General features: G+C 64.0%; 15 protein-coding genes. 5 read left to right on the top strand and 10 right to left on the bottom strand.

Going from position 1 to position 19,084, the window contains the following annotated elements:
* Window position 1: 1 nt before the first annotated feature.
* The 4 genes from narJ to ACQR2C_RS13235 are packed head-to-tail and all read right to left on the bottom strand — an operon-like array spanning window position 2 to window position 8,734.
* Entirely contained in the window at window positions 2–715 is a 714-nt protein-coding gene (gene narJ, locus ACQR2C_RS13250; RefSeq protein WP_434881355.1) for a nitrate reductase molybdenum cofactor assembly chaperone, read from the bottom strand.
* Complete coding sequence (gene narH / locus ACQR2C_RS13245; RefSeq protein ID WP_434881295.1) at window positions 712–2,232, bottom strand: nitrate reductase subunit beta; 1,521 nt, start codon at window positions 2,230–2,232, stop codon at window positions 712–714. Before narH ends, narJ begins: the two co-directional genes overlap by 4 nt.
* Entirely contained in the window at window positions 2,229–5,981 is a 3,753-nt protein-coding gene (locus ACQR2C_RS13240) for a nitrate reductase subunit alpha (protein ID WP_434881294.1), read from the bottom strand. The genes narH and ACQR2C_RS13240 overlap by 4 nt, the downstream gene beginning before the upstream one ends.
* A gap of 11 nt (window positions 5,982–5,992) precedes the next feature.
* Window positions 5,993–8,734, bottom strand: a complete 2,742-nt coding sequence (locus ACQR2C_RS13235) for a nitrate/nitrite transporter (protein ID WP_434881293.1) — start codon at window positions 8,732–8,734, stop codon at window positions 5,993–5,995.
* Window positions 8,735–8,931: 197 nt separating this feature from the next.
* Between ACQR2C_RS13235 and ACQR2C_RS13230 the strand changes: the two genes are divergently transcribed.
* The gene (locus ACQR2C_RS13230) at window positions 8,932–9,630 is read left to right on the top strand and encodes a helix-turn-helix domain-containing protein (protein WP_315803377.1); all 699 of its coding nucleotides are present in this window, start codon (window positions 8,932–8,934) and stop codon (window positions 9,628–9,630) included.
* 350 nt (window positions 9,631–9,980) lie between these two features.
* Here ACQR2C_RS13230 and ACQR2C_RS13225 read toward each other — a convergent pair whose 3' ends face one another.
* From ACQR2C_RS13225 to ACQR2C_RS13205, 5 genes are all read right to left on the bottom strand, one after another.
* Complete coding sequence (locus tag ACQR2C_RS13225; RefSeq protein ID WP_315803376.1) at window positions 9,981–10,310, bottom strand: hypothetical protein; 330 nt, start codon at window positions 10,308–10,310, stop codon at window positions 9,981–9,983.
* An 11-nt stretch (window positions 10,311–10,321) separates the two neighbouring features.
* Window positions 10,322–10,735, bottom strand: a complete 414-nt coding sequence (locus ACQR2C_RS13220) for a DUF302 domain-containing protein (RefSeq protein WP_316182405.1) — start codon at window positions 10,733–10,735, stop codon at window positions 10,322–10,324.
* Between the two features lie 104 nt (window positions 10,736–10,839).
* Window positions 10,840–11,379: a c-type cytochrome gene (locus ACQR2C_RS13215; protein ID WP_315803374.1), complete on the bottom strand. Its 540-nt coding sequence runs from the start codon at window positions 11,377–11,379 to the stop codon at window positions 10,840–10,842.
* On the bottom strand, window positions 11,366–12,643 hold the full coding sequence (gene soxC / locus ACQR2C_RS13210; RefSeq protein ID WP_434881292.1) for a sulfite dehydrogenase: 1,278 nt from the start codon (window positions 12,641–12,643) through the stop codon (window positions 11,366–11,368). The genes ACQR2C_RS13215 and soxC overlap by 14 nt, the downstream gene beginning before the upstream one ends.
* Window positions 12,644–12,736: 93 nt before the next feature.
* Window positions 12,737–14,110, bottom strand: a complete 1,374-nt coding sequence (locus tag ACQR2C_RS13205; RefSeq protein ID WP_434881291.1) for a PLP-dependent aminotransferase family protein — start codon at window positions 14,108–14,110, stop codon at window positions 12,737–12,739.
* 85 nt (window positions 14,111–14,195) lie between these two features.
* Here ACQR2C_RS13205 and ACQR2C_RS13200 point away from each other — a divergent pair, with 85 nt between their 5' ends.
* Window positions 14,196–15,185: a helix-turn-helix transcriptional regulator gene (locus ACQR2C_RS13200; protein ID WP_434881290.1), complete on the top strand. Its 990-nt coding sequence runs from the start codon at window positions 14,196–14,198 to the stop codon at window positions 15,183–15,185.
* A 20-nt stretch (window positions 15,186–15,205) separates the two neighbouring features.
* Here the strand turns inward: ACQR2C_RS13200 and ACQR2C_RS13195 are convergent, their stop codons facing one another.
* Window positions 15,206–16,171, bottom strand: coding sequence for an MBL fold metallo-hydrolase (locus ACQR2C_RS13195; RefSeq protein WP_315803498.1), 966 nt, complete (start codon window positions 16,169–16,171; stop codon window positions 15,206–15,208).
* Window positions 16,172–16,409: 238 nt separating this feature from the next.
* Between ACQR2C_RS13195 and ACQR2C_RS13190 the strand changes: the two genes are divergently transcribed.
* The 3 genes from ACQR2C_RS13190 to ACQR2C_RS13180 all read left to right on the top strand — a co-directional run bounded on the left by ACQR2C_RS13190 (window position 16,410) and on the right by ACQR2C_RS13180 (window position 19,060).
* Window positions 16,410–17,309 (top strand): AraC family transcriptional regulator, encoded by a 900-nt coding sequence (locus tag ACQR2C_RS13190; protein ID WP_315803370.1) that lies wholly within the window; start codon window positions 16,410–16,412, stop codon window positions 17,307–17,309.
* Window positions 17,310–17,498: 189 nt separating this feature from the next.
* Window positions 17,499–18,320 carry an alpha/beta fold hydrolase gene (locus ACQR2C_RS13185; RefSeq protein WP_315803369.1) on the top strand — a complete coding sequence of 274 codons (822 nt, stop codon included), beginning with the start codon at window positions 17,499–17,501 and terminating at the stop codon, window positions 18,318–18,320.
* Between the two features lie 107 nt (window positions 18,321–18,427).
* Entirely contained in the window at window positions 18,428–19,060 is a 633-nt protein-coding gene (locus tag ACQR2C_RS13180) for a response regulator transcription factor (protein ID WP_434848662.1), read from the top strand.
* Window positions 19,061–19,084 lie beyond the last annotated feature (24 nt).

Below are 19,084 nucleotides of genomic sequence, written 5' to 3'. Positions count from 1 at the left end.
CTCATTGCAACTGTGACGGCGGCGCGTTGACCGCACGTTTGGCGTGGCGCAGTTTTGCGATCAGATTGTCGTGCCCACAGGCTGCCCGGTCGCCGCCTCCCGGGCCGAACCTGACCTCTTCGTCCTCCCAGGCCGCGTCGAGCGCGTGCAGGTCCATCGGATCCACGTCCGCCGCCTTCAGCAGCTCATCGACGATCTCCGCGCGGGGCTGGTCCGCGGCGATCTGGAGCAGCGCGTCGAACACCGCCCGATAGCTCGACTGCCGGCGCCCCAATCGTTCCGCGAGCGCGGCGATGATGTGGCTGGTCTGGCCGAGCAGCTCGCGCGCGTCCGCAAGCTCCCGGGTGGCGAGGAATTCGAGGAACAGCGGCAGATAATCCGGCAGCTCGTTGCCGGCGATGACGAGGTCGGCATTGTCATACATAGCGCGCAGGTCGACCATGGCCTGGCCGCGGTCGCGGCCTTCGCCATGGACGTGCTCGAACAGATGCAGCGCCAGGGTCTTGCTGCGGTCGAACAGCAGGCCGTAGCGCTCCTGCAGGTCGTAGACGTCGCCCGAGGCGATCTCCTGCAGCAGCACGTCGAGCTCCCGGCGAATGCCAGGCTGGACGAGGCCTTCCTGGTCGAGCACTCGCGCGAGCTCCGGGATGGCCGCGATCAATTCCCCGCTCGGATAGTTCAGCAACGCCGACAGCACCTTGAACGTCTTCATCAGGCGACCTCCATCGGATTCTTGGTCTTGCGCGGCGACCCGAACAGGTTGAGTTCGCTCTCGCCCCCGGAGCAGCCGTTGCCGAACGAGAAGCCGCAGGAGCCGCGGATATCAAACGCGTCGGCACCGAGCTCGCGGTGCGCGGTCGGGATCACGAAGCGGTCCTCGTAGTTGGCGATCGCCATGATGTGGTACATGTCGTCGATCTGCGCGCCGCTCAGGCCGACGCGCCTCGCGATCGCCTCGTCGACCACGCCATCGATGGTCTTGGCCCGCATATAGGCACGCATGGCCAGCATTCGCTCGAGCGCCAGCGTCACCGGCTTCTCGTCGCCCGCAGTCAGCAGATTGGCGAGGTACCGCATGGGAATGCGCAAGGACTTGACGTCGGGCATCTCGCCATCGTGCCCGATCTTGCCGGACGAAGCCGCCGACGTGATCGGCGACAGCGGCGGCACGTACCAGACCATCGGCAAGGTCCGGTATTCCGGGTGCAAGGGGAAGGCGACCTTCCATTCCATCGCCATCTTCCAGATCGGCGACCGGATCGCTGCCTCCAGCCAGGCATGCGGAATGCCCTGGCGCTCGGCCTCTGCAAGGACGTTGGGATCGTTCGGATCGAGAAAGACGTCGAGCTGGGCCTGGTAGAGATCGCCCTCGTCGGGCTTGGACGCGGCCTCGGCGATGCGGTCCGCGTCATACAGCACGACACCGAGATAGCGAATGCGCCCGACACAGGTCTCGGAGCACACGGTCGGCTGCCCCGCCTCGATCCGAGGATAGCAGAAGATGCACTTCTCCGATTTTCCCGAGGACCAGTTATAGTAGATCTTCTTGTAGGGACAGCCGGAGACGCACATTCTCCAGCCGCGGCACTTGTCCTGGTCGATCAGGACGATGCCGTCCTCCTCTCGCTTGTAGATCGCGCCGGACGGGCAGGACGCGACGCATGCCGGATTGAGGCAATGCTCGCACAGCCGCGGCAGATACATCATGAAGGTGTTCTCGAACTGGCCGTAGATCTCCTTCTGCACGCCGTCGAAATTGATGTCCTGGGAGCGCTTGGCGAATTCGCCGCCCAGGATCTCTTCCCAGTTCGGTCCCCACTCGATCTTTTCCATCCGCTCTCCGGAGACCAGCGAGCGCGGCCGCGCGGTCGGCATCGCAGATGCCTCAGGCGCACTCTGCAGGTGCTGATAGTCGAAGGTGAACGGCTCGTAGTAATCATCGATTTCGGGGAGGTCGGGGTTGGCGAAGATGTTCGCCAGAACCCGCCACTTGCCGCCGATCCGCGGCTGGATCGACCCGTCGCGGTTGCGCGACCAGCCGCCCTTCCAGCGGGACTGGTTCTCCCAATCCTTGGGATAGCCGACGCCCGGCTTTGTCTCGACGTTGTTGAACCACGCGTATTCCATCCCCTCGCGGCTGGTCCAGACGTTCTTGCAGGTCACGCTGCAGGTGTGGCAGCCGATGCACTTGTCGAGATTGAGCACCATGGCAATTTGAGCACGGATCTTCATTCTGCAGCCTCCGAGGGGGTCGTGGCCGACCGGTCAGCAGTCGGCTGGTCCAGCCAATCAATCTTCGACATCTTCCGGACGATGACGAACTCGTCGCGGTTGGCGCCGACCGTGCCATAGTAGTTGAAGCCATAGGCCTGCTGGGCGTAGCCCCCGATCATGTGCGTCGGCTTCGGAACGACACGCGTGACCGAATTGTGGATGCCGCCGCGCTGCCCGGTCTGCTCGGAGCCCGGTACGTTCACGATCTTCTCCTGCGCATGATACATCATGCACATGCCCTGCTTGACCCGCTGCGAGACGACTGCGCGCGCAACCAGCGCACCATTGCTGTTGTAGGCTTCGATCCAGTCATTGTCGGCGATGCTGGCGGCCTTTGCGTCGATCTCGCTGATCCACACGATGGGACCGCCACGCGACAAGGTGAGCATCAGGAGGTTGTCGGTATAGGTGGAGTGGATGCCCCACTTCTGATGCGGCGTAATGAAGTTCAGGACGACGGACGCATTGCCGTTCGGCTTGCGATCGATCACCGGCTTGACTGTCTTGGTATCGATCGGCGGCCGGTAGACGCAGAAGCCCTCGCCGAAAGCCCTCATCCACAGGTGATCCTGATAGAGCTGCTGCCTGCCGGTCAGCGTCCGCCAGGGGATCAGCTCGTGGACATTGGTGTAGCCGGCGTTGTAGCAGACCTTCTCCGACTCGAGCCCCGACCAGATCGGCGACGAGATGATCTTGCGCGGCTGCGCGACGACGTCGCGGAACCGGATCTTCTCATCCTCCTTGGGAATCGCGAGATGAGCATGGTCGCGGCCAGTGAATTGCTCCAGCGACGACCACGCCTTGACCGCGACCTCGCCATTGGTTTCCGGCGCCAGGCTGAGGATCACCTCGCAGGCGTCGACCGCACTGTCGATGCGAGCCAGCCCCTGGGTCGGCCCGTCCTCAGCGACGACGCCGTTGAGGCGCTTCAGGAGCTCGACCTCATGGTCGGTGTTCCAGGCCATCCCCTTGCCGCCGTTGCCGAGCTTGTTCATCAGCGGACCAAGCGAGGTGAAGCGCTTGTAGAGATTCGGATAGTCACGTTCGACCACCGTGACCGCCGGCATGGTCTTGCCGGGGATCGGGTCGATCTCGCCCTGCTTCCAGTCCTTGACGTCGAACGCCTGCGCGATTTCGCCTGGACTGTCGTGCATGATCGGGGTCAGCACGACGTCCTTCTCGACCCCGAGCACTTCGGGCGCGACCCTGGAGAAGGCCTCGGCGATGCCCTTGTAGATGTCCCAATCGCTGCGCGATTCCCACACCGGATCGATCGCCGCCGAGAGCGGATGGATGAAGGGATGCATGTCGGACGTATTGAGGTCGTTCTTCTCGTACCAGGTGGCCGTCGGCAGAACGACGTCCGAATACATGCACGTGGTCGACATCCGGAAGTCGAGCGTGACCAGCAGATCGAGCTTTCCTTCCGGGGCCTCCTCGTGCCAGGTGACCTCGACCGGCCTGTTATGGCCCTGGTCGCCGAGGTCCTTGCCGAGCACGCCATGCTTGGTGCCGAGCAGATGCTTGAGGAAGTATTCGTGGCCCTTGCCTGAGGCGCCGAGCAGGTTCGAACGCCAGACGAACAGGTTGCGGGGCCAGTTCTTCGGCTCATCGGGGTCCTCGCAGGAGAGCTTCAGCTCGCCCGACTTCAAGGCCGTCGCAACGTAGTCCTTCGGCTCCAGGCCGGCGGCGGCGGCGCGCTTCGATACCTCGATCGGATTGGCCTGCAGTTGCGGCGCCGACGGCAGCCATCCCATGCGCTCCGCGCGGACATTGTAGTCGATCAGCGCGCCATCCCAGGAGCCGGCCGGTGCGGTCGGTGAGAGAATCTCGCTGACATTGACCGTCTCGTAGCGCCATTGGTCGGTGTGGGCGTAGAACGCCGAAGTCGAATTCATCTGCCGCGGCGGGCGCCCCCAATCGAGCGCAAAGGCGAGCGGCGTCCAGCCCGACTGCGGCCGCAGCTTTTCCTGGCCCACATAATGCGACCAGCCACCGCCGGACTGGCCGACACAGCCGCACATCACCAGCATGTTGATGATGCCGCGATAGTTCATGTCCATGTGGTACCAGTGGTTCAGACCGGCGCCGACGATGACCATCGAACGCCCCCGGGTCTTCGACGCATTCGAGGCAAACTCGCGGGCCACCGCGATGATCTGGCCGCGCGGCACCCCGCAGATCGCCTCGGCCCATGCCGGGGTGTACGGCTCCAGATCATCGTAGCTCTTGCCGAGATGGTCGCCGCCGAAGCCGCGATCGACACCATAATTGGCGGCGAACAAGTCGAAGACCGTGGCCACGACCGCCTCACCATCGGCAAGACGAAGTCGCTTCACCGGCACGTTGCGGGTCAGCACGTCCGGATGATTGGTGCCGCTGAAGTGATCGTGCTGACGGTTGCCGAAATAGGGGAATCCCACCGGCGCGATCTCGTCCTCGATGCCGGCCAGAGACAGCCGCAGCCGGGTATCGTTGTTCGCCGAGCTCTTCTCTTCCAGGCTCCACTTGCCCTTTTCGCCCCAGCGGAAGCCGACCGATCCCTTGGGCACGACAATGGCCCCGCTGATCTCATCATAGGCAACGGTCTTCCATTCGGGATTGTTGGCCTCGTCGAGAGATGTGGCGAAATCCGAGGCGCGCACGAACCGCTCAGGAACGAGCCGTCCCTCGGATTTCACCAGCCGCACCAGAAATGGCATATCCGTATACTGGCGCGCATAGTCGTTGAAGTATGGCGTCTGCCGGTCGATGTGAAACTCCTTGAGGATCACGTGACCCATCGCCATCGCCAGCGCCGCGTCGGTGCCCTGCTTCGGCGACAGCCAGAGATCGGCGAATTTCGCAGCCTCGGAATAGTCCGGGCAGACAACGACGCTCTTGGCCCCCTTGTAGCGAACCTCCGTATAGAAATGCGCATCCGGCGTACGCGTCTGCGGCACGTTGGAGCCCCAGAGCATCAGGAATCCCGAATTGTACCAGTCCGCGCTTTCAGGCACGTCGGTCTGCTCGCCCCAGGTCTGCGGCGAGGCCGGCGGGAGGTCGCAATACCAATCGTAGAACGACATGCAGACGCCGCCGAGCAGCGACAGATAGCGCGCGCCGGCCGCGTAGCTCACCATGGACATCGCCGGGATCGGCGAAAACCCGAACACCCGGTCCGGACCATAGGCCCTGACCGTATAGGCATTGGCCGCCGCGATCAGCTCGTTGACCTCGGCCCAGCTCGCCCGCACGAAGCCGCCCAGTCCGCGCTTCTGCACGTAGTCCGAGCGCTTGTCCGGATTCTCGACGATCGACTTCCAGGCCGCGACCGGTGTCATCCGCGCCCGCGCCTCGCGCCACAGCCTGAGCAGCCGCGAGCGCACCAGCGGATATTTCACCCGGTTTCCGGAATAGAGGTACCAGCTGTAGCTCGCGCCGCGGGCGCAGCCGCGCGGCTCATGATTGGGAAGATCAGGGCGCGTCCGGGGGTAGTCGGTCTGCTGGGTCTCCCAGGTCACGATGCCGCCCTTGACGTAGACCTTCCATGAGCAGGAGCCGGTGCAGTTCACGCCATGCGTCGAGCGCACGATCTTGTCGTGCTGCCAGCGCTTGCGATAGCCCTCCTCCCAGGAACGGTCCTCGGTCGTCGTCACGCCGTGTCCGTCTGCGAACTCCTCCTTGGCCCGGGTGAAAAAGGTCAGCCTATCGAGAAAATGGCTCATCGTTTACGTCCTCATTCAGCGGGTTGGGCAGCGGTCGCGATCGCTCGGCGCCGTTCGACGTCGTGCAGGACGCCGCCCTTGCGGGTGTAGACGGCCCAGGTAATCAGCACGCAGGTGACGTAGAAGCCGAAGAAGCCCCAGAGGGCGGCCTGCACGCCGCCAGTGAGGTCAATCGAGGTGCCGTAGGATTTGGGAATGAAGAATGCGCCGAAAGCGGCAATCGCGGAGGTGAAGCCGGTGATGGCGGCGGATTCCTTCTCGGCCTGGCGCAGCCGCGTCTCCGCGTCTGCGGTCGGCATGAGCCGGGCCATTTCCTGGCGCATGATGTTGGGGATCATCTGGAAGGTCGATGCATTGCCGACACCGGTCGCGAAGAACAGCAGCAGGAACATCGCGAAGAAGCCCCAGAATGCACCGGGCTGATCCTTGATGCCGAGGAAGTAGAGCACCCCGAGCACGCCGGCCATCATCAGCAGGAACACCCCGACGGTCACCCGCCCGCCGCCCCATTTGTCGGCCATCCAGCCCGTCGCGGAGCGCGACAAGGCACCCACCAGCGGCCCGAGGAACGCGAACTGCAACGCGTCGACGGCCGGGAACTGGGTCTTTGCCAGCAGCGGGAAGCCCGCAGAATAGCCGATGAACGAGCCGAACGTGCCGGTGTAGAGCCAGCACATGATCCAGTTGTGCCGCCGCTGGAAGATGACGGCCTGATCGGCGAAGGACGCTTTCGCGGAGGCGATGTCGTTCATCCCGAACCAGGCGGCGAAAGCGCTGGCGACGATGAACGGCACCCAGACGAAGCCGGCATTCTGCAGCCAGATCGGCGTCGGCTGCGACCCACTCGTCATCGCCGGATCTCCGCCGAACCAGCCGAAGACTCCGACCGTGATAACGATCGGCACCACGAACTGGACGACGCTGACGCCGAGATTGCCGAGGCCGGCATTGAGCGCGAGCGCGTTGCCCTTCTCGGCGCGAGGAAAGAAGAAGGAGATGTTGGCCATCGACGAGGCGAAATTGCCGCCGCCGAAGCCGCACAACAGAGCCAGTATCAGGAACACCGGATAGGGCGTCGCCGGATTCTGCACCGCATAGCCGATTCCGATCGCGGGTATTAGCAGCGACCACGTGGCCAGCGTGGTCCACAGCCGGCCGCCGAAGATCGGCACCATGAAGGAATAGAAGATGCGCAGAACTGCACCGGAGATCCCAGGCAGCGACGCCAGCCAGAACAGTTCATCGGTCGTGAACTTGAAGCCGACCGAAGGCAGCTTCGCAACCACGACAGACCAAACCTGCCACACCGCGAAGGACAACAGCAGCGCCGGAATGGAGATCCAGAGGTTGCGTCGCGCGATGGCTCGGCCCTTCTCTCTCCAGAACGTGTCGTCCTCGGGCCGCCAGTCGGTGAGGATCGCGCCGGACAGGGCTCCGATGTGCTCGGGCCGGTGGATTTCCTCCATTTCCGGCAGTTCCGGCAGCCTCTTCAGCGCTTCGCCGGCGACGCCGCGCTCCATCTGCCGGATCGAGAGATGCATCCAGACCAGCGCGACCGCGACCAGCAGGAACAGCAGCATGAAGCAGCTGGTTCGCAGGCCGGTGAGATCCACCAGCGCGCCGAACGCGATCGGAAGCACAAATCCCCCGAGCCCGCCGATCATGCCGACCAGGCCGCCGACGGCTCCGACATTGTTCGGATAGTAGACGGGGATGTGCTTGTAGACGGCGGCCTTGCCGAGCGCCATGAAGAAGCCGAGCACGAAGACGATGACGACGAACGGGACGAGCCCCATCTCCAGATGGAAGCCGACCTTTCCGTTGACGGTCGTCACAACGTAGTCCGTCGGCGGGTAGGACAACAGGAAGGTCGCGACGACGGCGACCAGAAATGTCCAGTACATCACGCGACGGGCGCCGAACCGATCGGACAAGTGTCCGCCATAGGCGCGAAACACGCTGGCCGGAAACGAGAACATGGCGGCCATCATGCCGGCCGACTGGATTCCGACGCCGTAGACCTTGATCAGGTATTGCGGCAGCCACAGCGACAACGCGACGAAGGCGCCGAAGACGAAGAAGTAGTACAGCGCGAAGCGCCAGACCTGGATGTTCTTGAGCGGCGCGAGCTCGAGCCAGGCGCTGCCGGCCTTCTGGTTGCGCTGTCTTCGCGAGCGGACCACCGGGTCCTCCTCGGAGAACAGCCAGAAGACGATTCCCATGACGCCGATCGCGAGCGCCCAGACCTGGGCCACGGTCTGCCAGCCATAGGCGACCAGCACGAACGGCGCCACGAACTTCGTGACGGCGGCGCCCACATTGCCGGCGCCGAAGATTCCGAGCGCAGTGCCCTGCTTGGCCGTCGGATAGAACCGCGACACGTAGGCGACACCGACCGCGAACGAGCCACCGGCGATTCCTACGAAGAGCGCGGCGACGAGAAATTGCGGATAGGTATGCGCCGAGGTCAGAAGATAGGTCGCGACCGCGGCAGCGAGCATCACGACGGTATAGACGCGGCGTCCGCCATACTGATCGGTCCAGATGCCGAGCATCAGCCGGATCAGCGAGCCGCTCAGGATCGGGGTGCCGATCAGGAGGCCGAACTCGGTTTCGTTCAGATCGAGCTCTTGCTTGATCCGGATGCCGATGATCGAGAAGATCGTCCACACCGCGAAGCAGATCGTGAACGAGATTGTTGAGAGCCAGAGTGCTCGCGTTCGGTGCTCAGGGCTAGAATCTACGGCGTCCATGGTGGCCTCGACGTATGAATTCGACGCCACAGCAGTTATTCGGGGCACCCGGGAAAGGTTTTGCGATGCATCAACCGGACGGCCCGGTCGGCCACAATCTGCCAAATGCTCCAGATCGGATTATCAGACCGCACGTATGCAATTGACTTTTGTCACAGTTCGGGGCGATAGCAGATGAGTAACCGCTGGAGCTTCGCTTGCGCCCCGACGAACTCGCCCAGTTGAAGACGCTGCCGCTGTTCGCGGACCTCAGCGACGAGAATTTGAAGCGGCTGCTCGGCGCGGCTCTACTGCAGCAATTTCCGGCCGGAGTGCGGTTGGCTCGCGAGGGAGATCAGGCCGACTTCCTGCATGTGCTGATTGGCGGATTGGTGGAAATCTACACCGAGCAGGATGAGGCCGAGTGGGGCATCTCGCTGCTTCGTCCCGTGTCGACCTTCATACTTGCTGCAGTCGTGGTCGATCAGGCGTATCTGAATTCAGCCCGCACACTGACCGAGTCGCGGGTGCTGCTGATCCCGGCCCGCGATGTAAGGGCACTCTTCGACGAAGACATCGCATTCGCACGGATTGTCGCTCAGGAGTTGGCGTATGCCTATCGCGCTTCTGTCAAGAAGCTGAAGGGCAACCTGGCCCGGTCGAGCATCGAGCGCCTCGCCAACTGGATCCTTGCCGAAGCCCAGCGCGAACCGGCGCACCCGAATATCGTCATTCCATTCGACCGCGGCACGCTGGCCTCCCACATCGGCACGACGCGCGAAAACCTGTCACGCAGTCTTGCCCAACTGACGAGCCATGGGGTTCGCATCCGCGGACGAGAGATCGTCATCGACCGCAAGGAGAAGTTGGAGCTGTTTGCCCGGCCAAAGCCGCTGATCGACGATCCCGGCTCGTAGGCTCCTCTTGCGATCGGTCCTGCCCCTCTGTTGGGAACGGTCAATCAGCAGAGTCCGGAATCGGAGCCGTCGATATGGTTCTTCTCCGCCGCCACACCCACTCCGCATGGCAGTCGCTGAGACGGCCCGAAACCGATCGGCCGCTGCGTCGGTGATCTGGTTTTGCGCGATCGGCATTGCCAATGCCAGGGGTTCACCAGCCCTCCTCTAAACGTGACTGCTTTTAGATTTGACGAGGCCACTTCAGCATATCGGCGGGCTCAACGCCGAGCGCTACTGCCAGGGCTTGGACGTTGTCCAGAGTGAGGTTAATCAGCCCCGCCTCTATCTTGCCACGCCGCAACATCCGCCTAGACCAGGCCCGGCGGACCTGGCTGATCGTCGGCGTCCCGCGACACGATCGTCGGCGGCTCATCATAGCCGGCACGGCTGCTATAGAACACCAGCACCATCAGCCCGATGCCGCATACGAGCGAGAACAGCACGCCGATGGCCATCGCGGCATAGCCTGACGACGGCACGTCGGTGCCTTCTGCGGACGACCAGCCGAGAACCGCGACGACGATCACCGCAACCAGCATCGACAGCAATGCTGCGACGAGCAGATAGGCGCCGGCCCCCATGGTGCGGGCATCCGACGCCATCTCTCCCCACAGCGAACGCCAGGATATGCGCGGCATGGCATGCGCCCCTATTGCGGCGACGCTTCGGACGCCGCGGCTCCGGCAATCGCCTCGAGCGCGCCGCTCATGGCCCGCACGGCCGGCTCGGCCGCCGCCGGTCGGCCGTGACGCCCCAGCAGCCAGGCCGGGTCATTGTAGGACAACCAGGTGCGGCCCTCGGCGTCCTGCCACACGAGGACCTTCAGGGGCAGATCGATGCCGCTGGTCTGTGCGGCCTGCATCAGCGGCGTTCCCCCTTTGGGGCTGCCGAAGATCAGCAGGTCGGTCGGGCGCAGCGTCATGCCCGCCTCGACGGCGCCGGCCCGATGGTCGACATGAGCAAAGATCGTCAGTCCCCTCGATGTGACCGCGTCCTGCAGCTTCCGCATCGTGGTGCTCGGATCATTATGGCTTTGAATCGTGATCAGCCCGTTCGGGTCCATGGCTTGTGCTCCGATCGTTGTCGACAATGTCAGAAGGCCGAGCAGAGCGAGCGTCCACCCGATCACGAGGCCCCGGCCGGCGGATTGCCGGCAGCCTGATCCGCTCATTTTGGCGCCCGCACCCTGCTGAACTCCGGCACGGGAACGAAGCCGTCGCGGTTCGGCATTCTAACCTTCGGAAGCGAGGCCTGATCGAGACGGCCGTCCGGCGGCAGGATGCCGTTCAGGCTGAGGATGTAGGCCGACAATGCGTAGTAGTCGTCGACGCTGAGCGAGCCCGGAGCCTGGTACGGCATGGCGCGATGGATGTAGTCGAACAAGGTCGTGGCATAAGGCCAGAAACTGCCGACGGTCTTCACCGGATTGCCAGAGGCGAGCGTCCCCTGACCGCCCACCAGACGATCCTTGATGCCGCCCTGCCCGCCTTCGCCATGGCAGGCGGCACAGTTCTCGGCAAACAGCTCCCTGCCACGCGCGGCCGTGCCGCTGCCCTCTGGCAAGCCCTTGCCGTCGGGACGGACGTCGATGTCCCATAGCCTGATCTCCTGCGCCGTTGCCGGGCGTCCGAATTCGGCCGCATGTGCCGGACAGACGAGAAGCGCCGCGGCCAGCGCGGTAGCGAAAAGGCGCTCAGGCGAGAACATTGCTGACCTTCCCATCGCCGCTGATACTCCATGTCTGCTGGGCGCTGTAGTGGAACAGCGCGTTGGTCCCGGTCTTCGCGATGAACGATTTGCGATCGGGCTGCACATTGCCCTTCTCGTCGGTCGAGCGGCTGACGATCCTGGTGGGCTTGCCGTCCCACTGCCAGTCGAGCTGGAAGCGCGCCTGCGCCTTCGGCAGCACGGGATGGTTCAACCGGGCCTGCTGCCAGGTTCGGGCCGCGTCGGTGCTCACCTCGACCTTTGCGATCCGACCATGGCCGCTCCAGGCCAGGCCGGTGATGCGGTTGTAGCCGGGGCGGATCGTCATCGTCCCCGAGGGCGAGGTGATGACGGAATTGGTCTCCATCCTGAGCTGGAACTGCATCGCCTTGCCGTTGGCCAGCAGCTGGGTGTAGCGCGCGGTCTCCCAGCGCGTCATCCAGGGCGCGTCGCCGAACTTCAGGCGGCGCAGCCATTTGATGTTCAGATTGCCTTCGAATCCGGGCATGATGAGACGCAACGGGAAGCCATGGGCCGGCCGCAGCGGCTCGCCGTTCTGGCCAAAGGCGACGAACGCCTCGTCCATGATCTCATCCGTGAGCGGGATGCTTCGTGCAACGCCCGCCGCGTCGCCGCCCTCGGCCAGCATCCAGGCGGAGCGATGATCCTTGCCGACCAGCTCGATCAGATGGCGAAGCGGGACACCGGTCCATTCGTTGCTGCTGACGAGACCATGGGTATTCTGCACCGTCAGATTGGGGTCGGCCTTCTTCCAGTTCTCCCAGCCATTGCCGGTGCACTCGATGAAAACGACGCGCGAGATCGAGGGCATTCGCGCGATGTCATCGGGCGTCAGCACAAGCTGCTCGCGTGTCATGCCGTGGATGAGCAGCCTGTGCCTGGCCGGATCGATGTTCGGAACACCGGAATGGCTGCGCTCATAGTGCAGATCCGACGGGGTGATCGTGCCGACGAGCCTGTCGAGTGGCGTCTTAGAGTTGATCGCATCGGCGGGATCGACATTCCGCTTGCCGGGCGTCGCCTCCGGAATCCGTCCGATGTGAACATAGGGCGAGCGCGCGCTGAAGGCGGACAACGCATCACCCGGCTCCCGCGCCGGCACGTCGGCTAGATCGTCGGCGAGCGCTTCGCCGGCTATCGAGACGCTGACGGCGACCGCCGACGCCTTGACGAAGCGTCGACGCGAGATGCCGCCTCCCTCATCGGACCGGAGCCAGGTGTGAGACGGCTTTTCGATGCTCATGCGTGCCCTCAGGATGACGGAGGTCGCAGAGGCTTATCTGCAATTCGGTGGCGCCTCCATTATACCGGGGGATGTGAACGCCCGGGGATCGCGCTATACGATCTGTCTGACGGGGCGCGCGGTGACTGCGCGCGACAGCACCTGCAATGCCTGGCCGAGCTCGGCCCGGTTGCGTGCCGCTCCGAGAGAGAGACGCAGACCGCGCGGTGCCGGCTGGCCGACCGCGAACGCGACCTCACCGACGACGGCCAGGCCGTTCCGCATCAGATGCGACAGCAGGTCGGTGCCGTCGAGCTGCGGCGACAGCGGCATCCAAAGATGATGACTGGCGGGACGCGCGGCATAGGTCACTCCCTTCAGCAGACGCGATGCGAGCTGCTGACGGGCGGCGGCCTCGTTGCGGATGGCGCGGATGATCTCGTCGGCGACACCGGACTTCAGCCAGTGCGTGACCAGCGCAACCATCGGCGACGCCGGCATCTGCATCGTTGCCTGCAGGTTGACGCGCATCATCTGCTCGGCCTTGTCGTCGGGCGCCAGCAGATAGGCGGCACGCAGGGCCGGCGCGATGCATTTGGCGATGCTGGCCGCGTAATAGGTTCGCTCGGGGATCAAGGTCGCGATCGGCGCGACGCGCGGCTCCAGCGGGCCATAGGCATCATCCTCGATCAGCACGGTGTTGCGCTTGCGGATGATGTCGGCGATTGCCTGCCGCCGTCCGGCGCTCATCGTCGCGGTAGTCGGATTCTGCTGTGTCGGAACCAGATAGACCGCCTTCGGCCGGTGCTTGCGCACGGCGTCATCCAGCGCGTCGGGCCGGACCCCCTCCAGATCCATGGCAGCCCCGATGAGACGCACACCGAGCTGCGCAGCGGCTGCCTTGATTCCGGGAAAGGTGAGCGCCTCCGTCACGACGACATCGCCCGGCTGCGTCAGCGCCAGCAGAGCATTGAAGATGATCGCTTGCGATCCCGGATAGATCACGATCCGCTCGGGCGAGGCATGAGACAGCCGCGGTTGCAGCCAGAGGGCGGCAGCTTCGCGCTGGTCCACGCTGCCGCCCGGCGGCGCGTAGCTCAGAAACGCGCTCAAGCCGGCCTCCGTGCGAATGGTCGAAAGCCCCTGCTCGATCCGCCGTTCGAGCTGCGCCTCGACCGGCTGTGGCGGCAGGTTCATCGAGAGGTCGATGGTGACCGTGGCCGGCTGGTCCGGAGACGCACGCGCCGTGGTCTCGGACACGAACGTCCCCTGCCCGACGCGCCCCTCGATCAAGCCTCGACGACGCGCCTCGCTATAGGCGCGTGTGACCGTCGTCAGATCGATCCTCAGCTCCGCCGCGAGGCTGCGGTGCGTCGGCAGCCGCTGCCCACGCAGCAGCCGTCCGCTCGCGATATCCGCGGCGAGCGCATCGACGATGCGGACGAACAGCGGCCCTTGCCATTCGGAAAGTGTAGGGAGCCAATCCATGCAATTCTCCGCAATTCCTTTGATTGCATGCTTCTTCTGATAGATTGTATGGATCATCCCCCTCGGTCAAGGACGGAGGCGCGCAATGGACAACGAGGCCAGAGAAGCCAACACGGCGACGCGACTATCGCACACGGGCCGACATGTGCCGGCCCTGGTCACCTCGCTGCCAAGCCTGGCGCACATCCCTGCCGAACGACGCTGGCGCGAGCCACCGCACTCACCATCGCTGACCGCGGACGGCGGAGCACGACTCTCGGTCTCGATGTGGAGCGGAAGGATCGACAGAGCCGCACTCGAGGTGCAAGCCGATCTGGCCGACCTGCCCTACACGGTGTCTTACGCCGTGCGGTGCACGAACCTGTCGCTCTCCATTGCCGGACGGTCCGTGATCGATGGCGACGTCGTTCCAGGCACCATCGTCCTGACAGGGCCCGCGCTTCCCAATGCGCGGGCAATCTATCGCGAGGACTACGCGATCCTGCGGGCGTTCGTCTCTCCGGCCACCGTGACGGAATGTTACGAGGACATCAGCGGCAGGCCCGCCGACCCTTCGATGGAGTTGTTCGGCCCGCAGGAAGCGGACGACAAGGTGCTGCGTCACCTGATGACGTCGCTGATGCGCGCCTTCGCCGATGACGCCGCCCCGAGCCGGTTGTTCCTCGACAGCCTGAGCATCAGCTTCGCGGCCCACCTGATCGGGCGCTACCACCTGAAGCAGGAGCATTCGCCGAAGCGAAAGCTGTCGCCGCTGACACCGTGGCGGCTGAATCGGGCAAAGGCCTTCATTGATGCTCATCTTCAACAGCCGATCGCGCTGGCGGATCTGAGCGCCGCCGCGGGTCTCAGCCGCATGCATTTCGCAGCTCAGTTCAAGGCCTCCACCGGCATGTCGCCCCACATGTATTTCCTCCAGTGCCGGGTTCATGCGTCGAAGCGGCTGCTGCTCGATCCCGAGCGATCGATCCGGGATGTTGCCATCTCCGTCGGATTCAAGAGCGAAACGCATTTCATCAATGTGTTCCGGCGCCTGGTCGGAGAAGCGCCCGGACGCTGGCGCCGCGCTGTGCCATGATTTCGTCTCGGCCGCGGACGTCAGACGCCCTGGTAGACCAGTCGGGTAAAGAACGCCGGCGTGATCAGGAATTGGCCGAAGCGGCTGTCGAAGGCCGTGGTCGGCTTGGCCGCGATGGCCTCCTCCACCGAACGTCCCTGCTGCTTCAGCTTGGCGACATTGTCGCGGATGGCGGAGAGCATGTCCCGATAAACCGCGAGCTCTTTCCTGTTGCTCACGGGCGCGCCATGTCCGGGAACGACGATCGTCCTGTCGCCCGCCGCGGCCAGATTGGCATCGGCGGCCTTGATCATGCCGTCGATGCTGCCGCCGGTCGAATAGTCGATGAAAGGATAGATTCCGTTCCAGTACGTGTCGCCACAGTGCAGGACGTCGGCCTCGGTGAACGTGATCGACAAATCGGAATCGGTATGCGCAGCGCCGTAGGGCCGGAGCACAACCGTCGCGCCGCCGTGCTTCAGCGTCGTCTCGGCGCTGACGGTCTCGCTCGGAACTGCGGCGAGCGGCGATGTCGGGAAGTTGTAGTCCCAGTCCTCGACGCGCTGCGCTGACAACAGATGCTTGCGGGTGTTCGCGTGGGCGACGATCGCCGCTCCCTCGCCGTTCAACCACGCATTCCCGTCAGTATGGTCGAAATGCCAGTGCGAGTTGATCAGGCGCGTCACAGGGCCGCGGCCAATGGTATTCAGACTCTGCAGCAGCTTCGGACGCGACGCCGTAATGCCTGCATCGACAAGCAGCTTGCCGTCGCGTCCGGAGAGAACCGCGATGTTGCCGCCGGATCCTTCGAGAATGCTGACATCGCCGCGTAGCGCGTGGACCTTGATCGGCGCATGCGCCGCCGCGTCGCGGATCGTATCCACGATGTTGCGGGCTTCGGCAAACGCCTGCGATGGCGTGAGCCAGCCTCCCGCGGCAACTGCACCGGCTGCGGCGATACAGCAGATGCAGAACGTTCGGCGGGAATGGTTCTCAGCCAGTGTCATCTTGCGATCTCCCATTGCCCGTTCGGCAGCAACGTTTCCCGGCAGCCACCACAATCTGGCCTCGGCGCAGCGTTGCGACGGCTGGTCACGACATCTAGCGGACGAGAGACCATGCTTGCTTCCTGAAAGTGCGAATGACTTTCCAATTCGCACGTCAATCGATGGCGCTGCGGCCTACGGCCTCTTTCGCATCCGGTCGGCGCTGTCTAACTAAACGATTTCTCGACGAGGTCTCTCCATGCTGGTGCACGACGAAACTCAATGGCGCGCCAAGCCTGCCCCCGCCACGCTCGCAAACGGCCGCCATCTTCAAGTCGGCCTGTCGCGCTGGCGAAGCGAGCACAACGGTCCTATCGAAGTCTGCTCCGATTGCGAGGATGATTCACACGTCGTGACGCTGGTGCAGCGGCGCGCGCGACAAGAGTTGCTGATCTCCGGACGCAGCGTCTGGAGCGGCGGCGAGGAGCCGAATGCCATGCTGATCACCGGCCCGCGGCAGGGACGTTGGCGCGGGGTGGCCAGGGGCCGGCTCGACAATCTCAGGGTTTTTCTCTCGCAGGATCTGCTGCGCGAGTGCATGAACAGCGTGCTCGGGCGTTTGCCATCGGGCGACATCTGTCTGTTCGAGACCGACCGGATCGTCGACGACGGTCTCCGACAGCTTGCCTTGGCATTCAGGGCCGCGGACCTCTATGACGGAATCGCGGGACCCTCCTTCGTGGAAGGGCTCGCCTTGGCGTTCGGCTCGCGCTTGATCGAACGACATCATGGCCGCACGATCAGCGCCGGCGACGCGGCGAAGCCCGCGGCCGACCGTATCGGCCGCGCCCTCGACTATATCGATGCGCACCTTGGTAGGACGATCTCCCTGTCGCAACTCAGTGACATCGCTGGCCTTCCCCGATCTCGATTTGCCGCCCAGTTCAAGGCCGCCACCGGGCATCCGCCCCATGCCTATATCCTGCACCGCCGGATCGTCCGCGCCCAGGAGAGGCTTCGAGCGACGGAACAGCCAGTCGTCTCGATCGCCTTCGATCTCGGCTTCAGCAGTCAGGCCCATTTCACCACCGCCTTTCGGCGAATGACCGGAAACTCCCCGGCGCTTTGGCGGCTGGGCGCCCGCAATCGAACAAGCTGAACCGTAGCTCCATCCGCTGCAGCTGCCCAGCGCGTGCTCGTGCATTCTTTCAAGATTGGAAGTCCGCACGGAAGACTTCTCCGGTGGGTCTCTTTTAAGTCGTTGTCGAACGAATGCTCACGTCCGAGGCCGCGCCGTAGCCCGCGCTGCAATCGGAATCCTCGACGGGTCTCAACTGGAGATGCATCCATGCCCTTCATCACGACGACCGACGGAACCGAGATTTTCTACAAGGATTGGGGCAACGGACAGCCGATCCTGTTTCATCACGGCTGGCCGCTCAGCGCCGACGATTGGGACACCCAGATGCTATTCTTTCTGCATCGCGGCTATCGCGTGATCGCGCACGATCGGCGCGGTCACGGCCGGTCGAGCCAGTCCTCGACCGGCCATGACATGGACACCTATGCGGCCGACGTGGCGGAGCTCGCACGCGCGCTCGATCTGCGCAATACCGTCCACGTCGGACACTCGACCGGCGGCGGCGAGGTCACGCGTTACGTCGCCCGTCACGGCCAGGGGCGCGTTGCAAAGGCCGTTCTGGTCAGCGCGATCCCTCCGATCATGCTCAAGACGTCAGCGAATCCAGACGGCACGCCGCTCGCCGTATTCGATGATCTCCGCGCCCAGCTCGCGGCCAACCGGGCGCAGTTCTATCGCGATGTGCCGATTCCGTTCTACGGCTTCAACCGGCCGGGCGCGCGCCTCATCGAGGGTGTCGTCGACAATTGGTGGCGTCAGGGCATGATGGGCGCAGCCCACGCGCATTATGAATGCATCAGGGTGTTCTCGGAAACGGACTTCAACGAGGACCTCAAGCTCATCGATGTACCGACGCTGGTCATGCACGGCGATGACGATCAGATCGTGCCTTATCAAGACGCCGCGCTGCTGTCGGCCAAACAGCTCAAGCATGGCACCTTGAAGCTCTACAAGGGCTTTCCGCACGGCATGCTGACGATCCATGCCGACGTCCTCAACGCAGACATTCTCGCGTTCATCGCAGAATGACGGCAGAGCTTCCTCGCCGTCGAACATCCTCGCATTCGGCTGCGGACTCCCCTCTCCTGCAGCACGGTGCGCGGACGCGTGGCCGCGGCGAGTTGCACCATCTCAGGTTGGCCAGGCCGGAGATCCCACCACCTCATGTCGTCGCTGTCGTCGATGACGACACGACGTCGCGAGACGTACTCGATGCCATCTTGATGTCAGCGGGTCTCGAGTCCAGGTGGCACGATTCGATAGCTTCGCTGCTCACCAGGGGCGTTGATCGCGAAGTCGGCTGCCTCCTGATCGACGTCCGGTTGCCGGGCAAGAGCGGCTTGGCGCTGCAGCAGCATCTCTTTGCACGCAACGTCCGAACCCCGATCATCATGAGCGCCCGCGACGCGGATGTGTCGACCGCTGTCAGGGCCATGCGATCCGGCGCAATCAACTTCGTGGAGAAGCCATTCCAGCCGCGGAACCTCCTCACGGCGGTCGACGAAGCCATTGACATCGAGGCGCGACGGCAGAAGGAGGAGCGCGCGAAGGATCACTTGAGGGATCGCGCCACCCGATTGACGCCGCGAGAGATGGAGGTCCTGACGGCTCTCGATCGCGGCCTGGTCAACAAGCAGATCGCGGCCGAACTCGGGATCTCCCTCATCACGGTGAAGATGCATCGAAGCAATGCCTTCAGAAAGCTCGAGGCGACATCCGTGACGGACATGGTTCAGAAGGTCCGCGACCTCGAGCTCGGGCGGTGCTAGCGAGGGCGCCGTGGAGTTGTCGTC

The sequence above is a fragment of the Bradyrhizobium sp. HKCCYLRH3061 genome, assembly GCF_051168015.1.
Classification (GTDB): Bacteria; Pseudomonadota; Alphaproteobacteria; order Rhizobiales; family Xanthobacteraceae; genus Bradyrhizobium.
The sequence above is the reverse complement of the archived record's forward strand: the minus strand, read 5'-3'. Positions and strand labels throughout refer to the sequence as shown.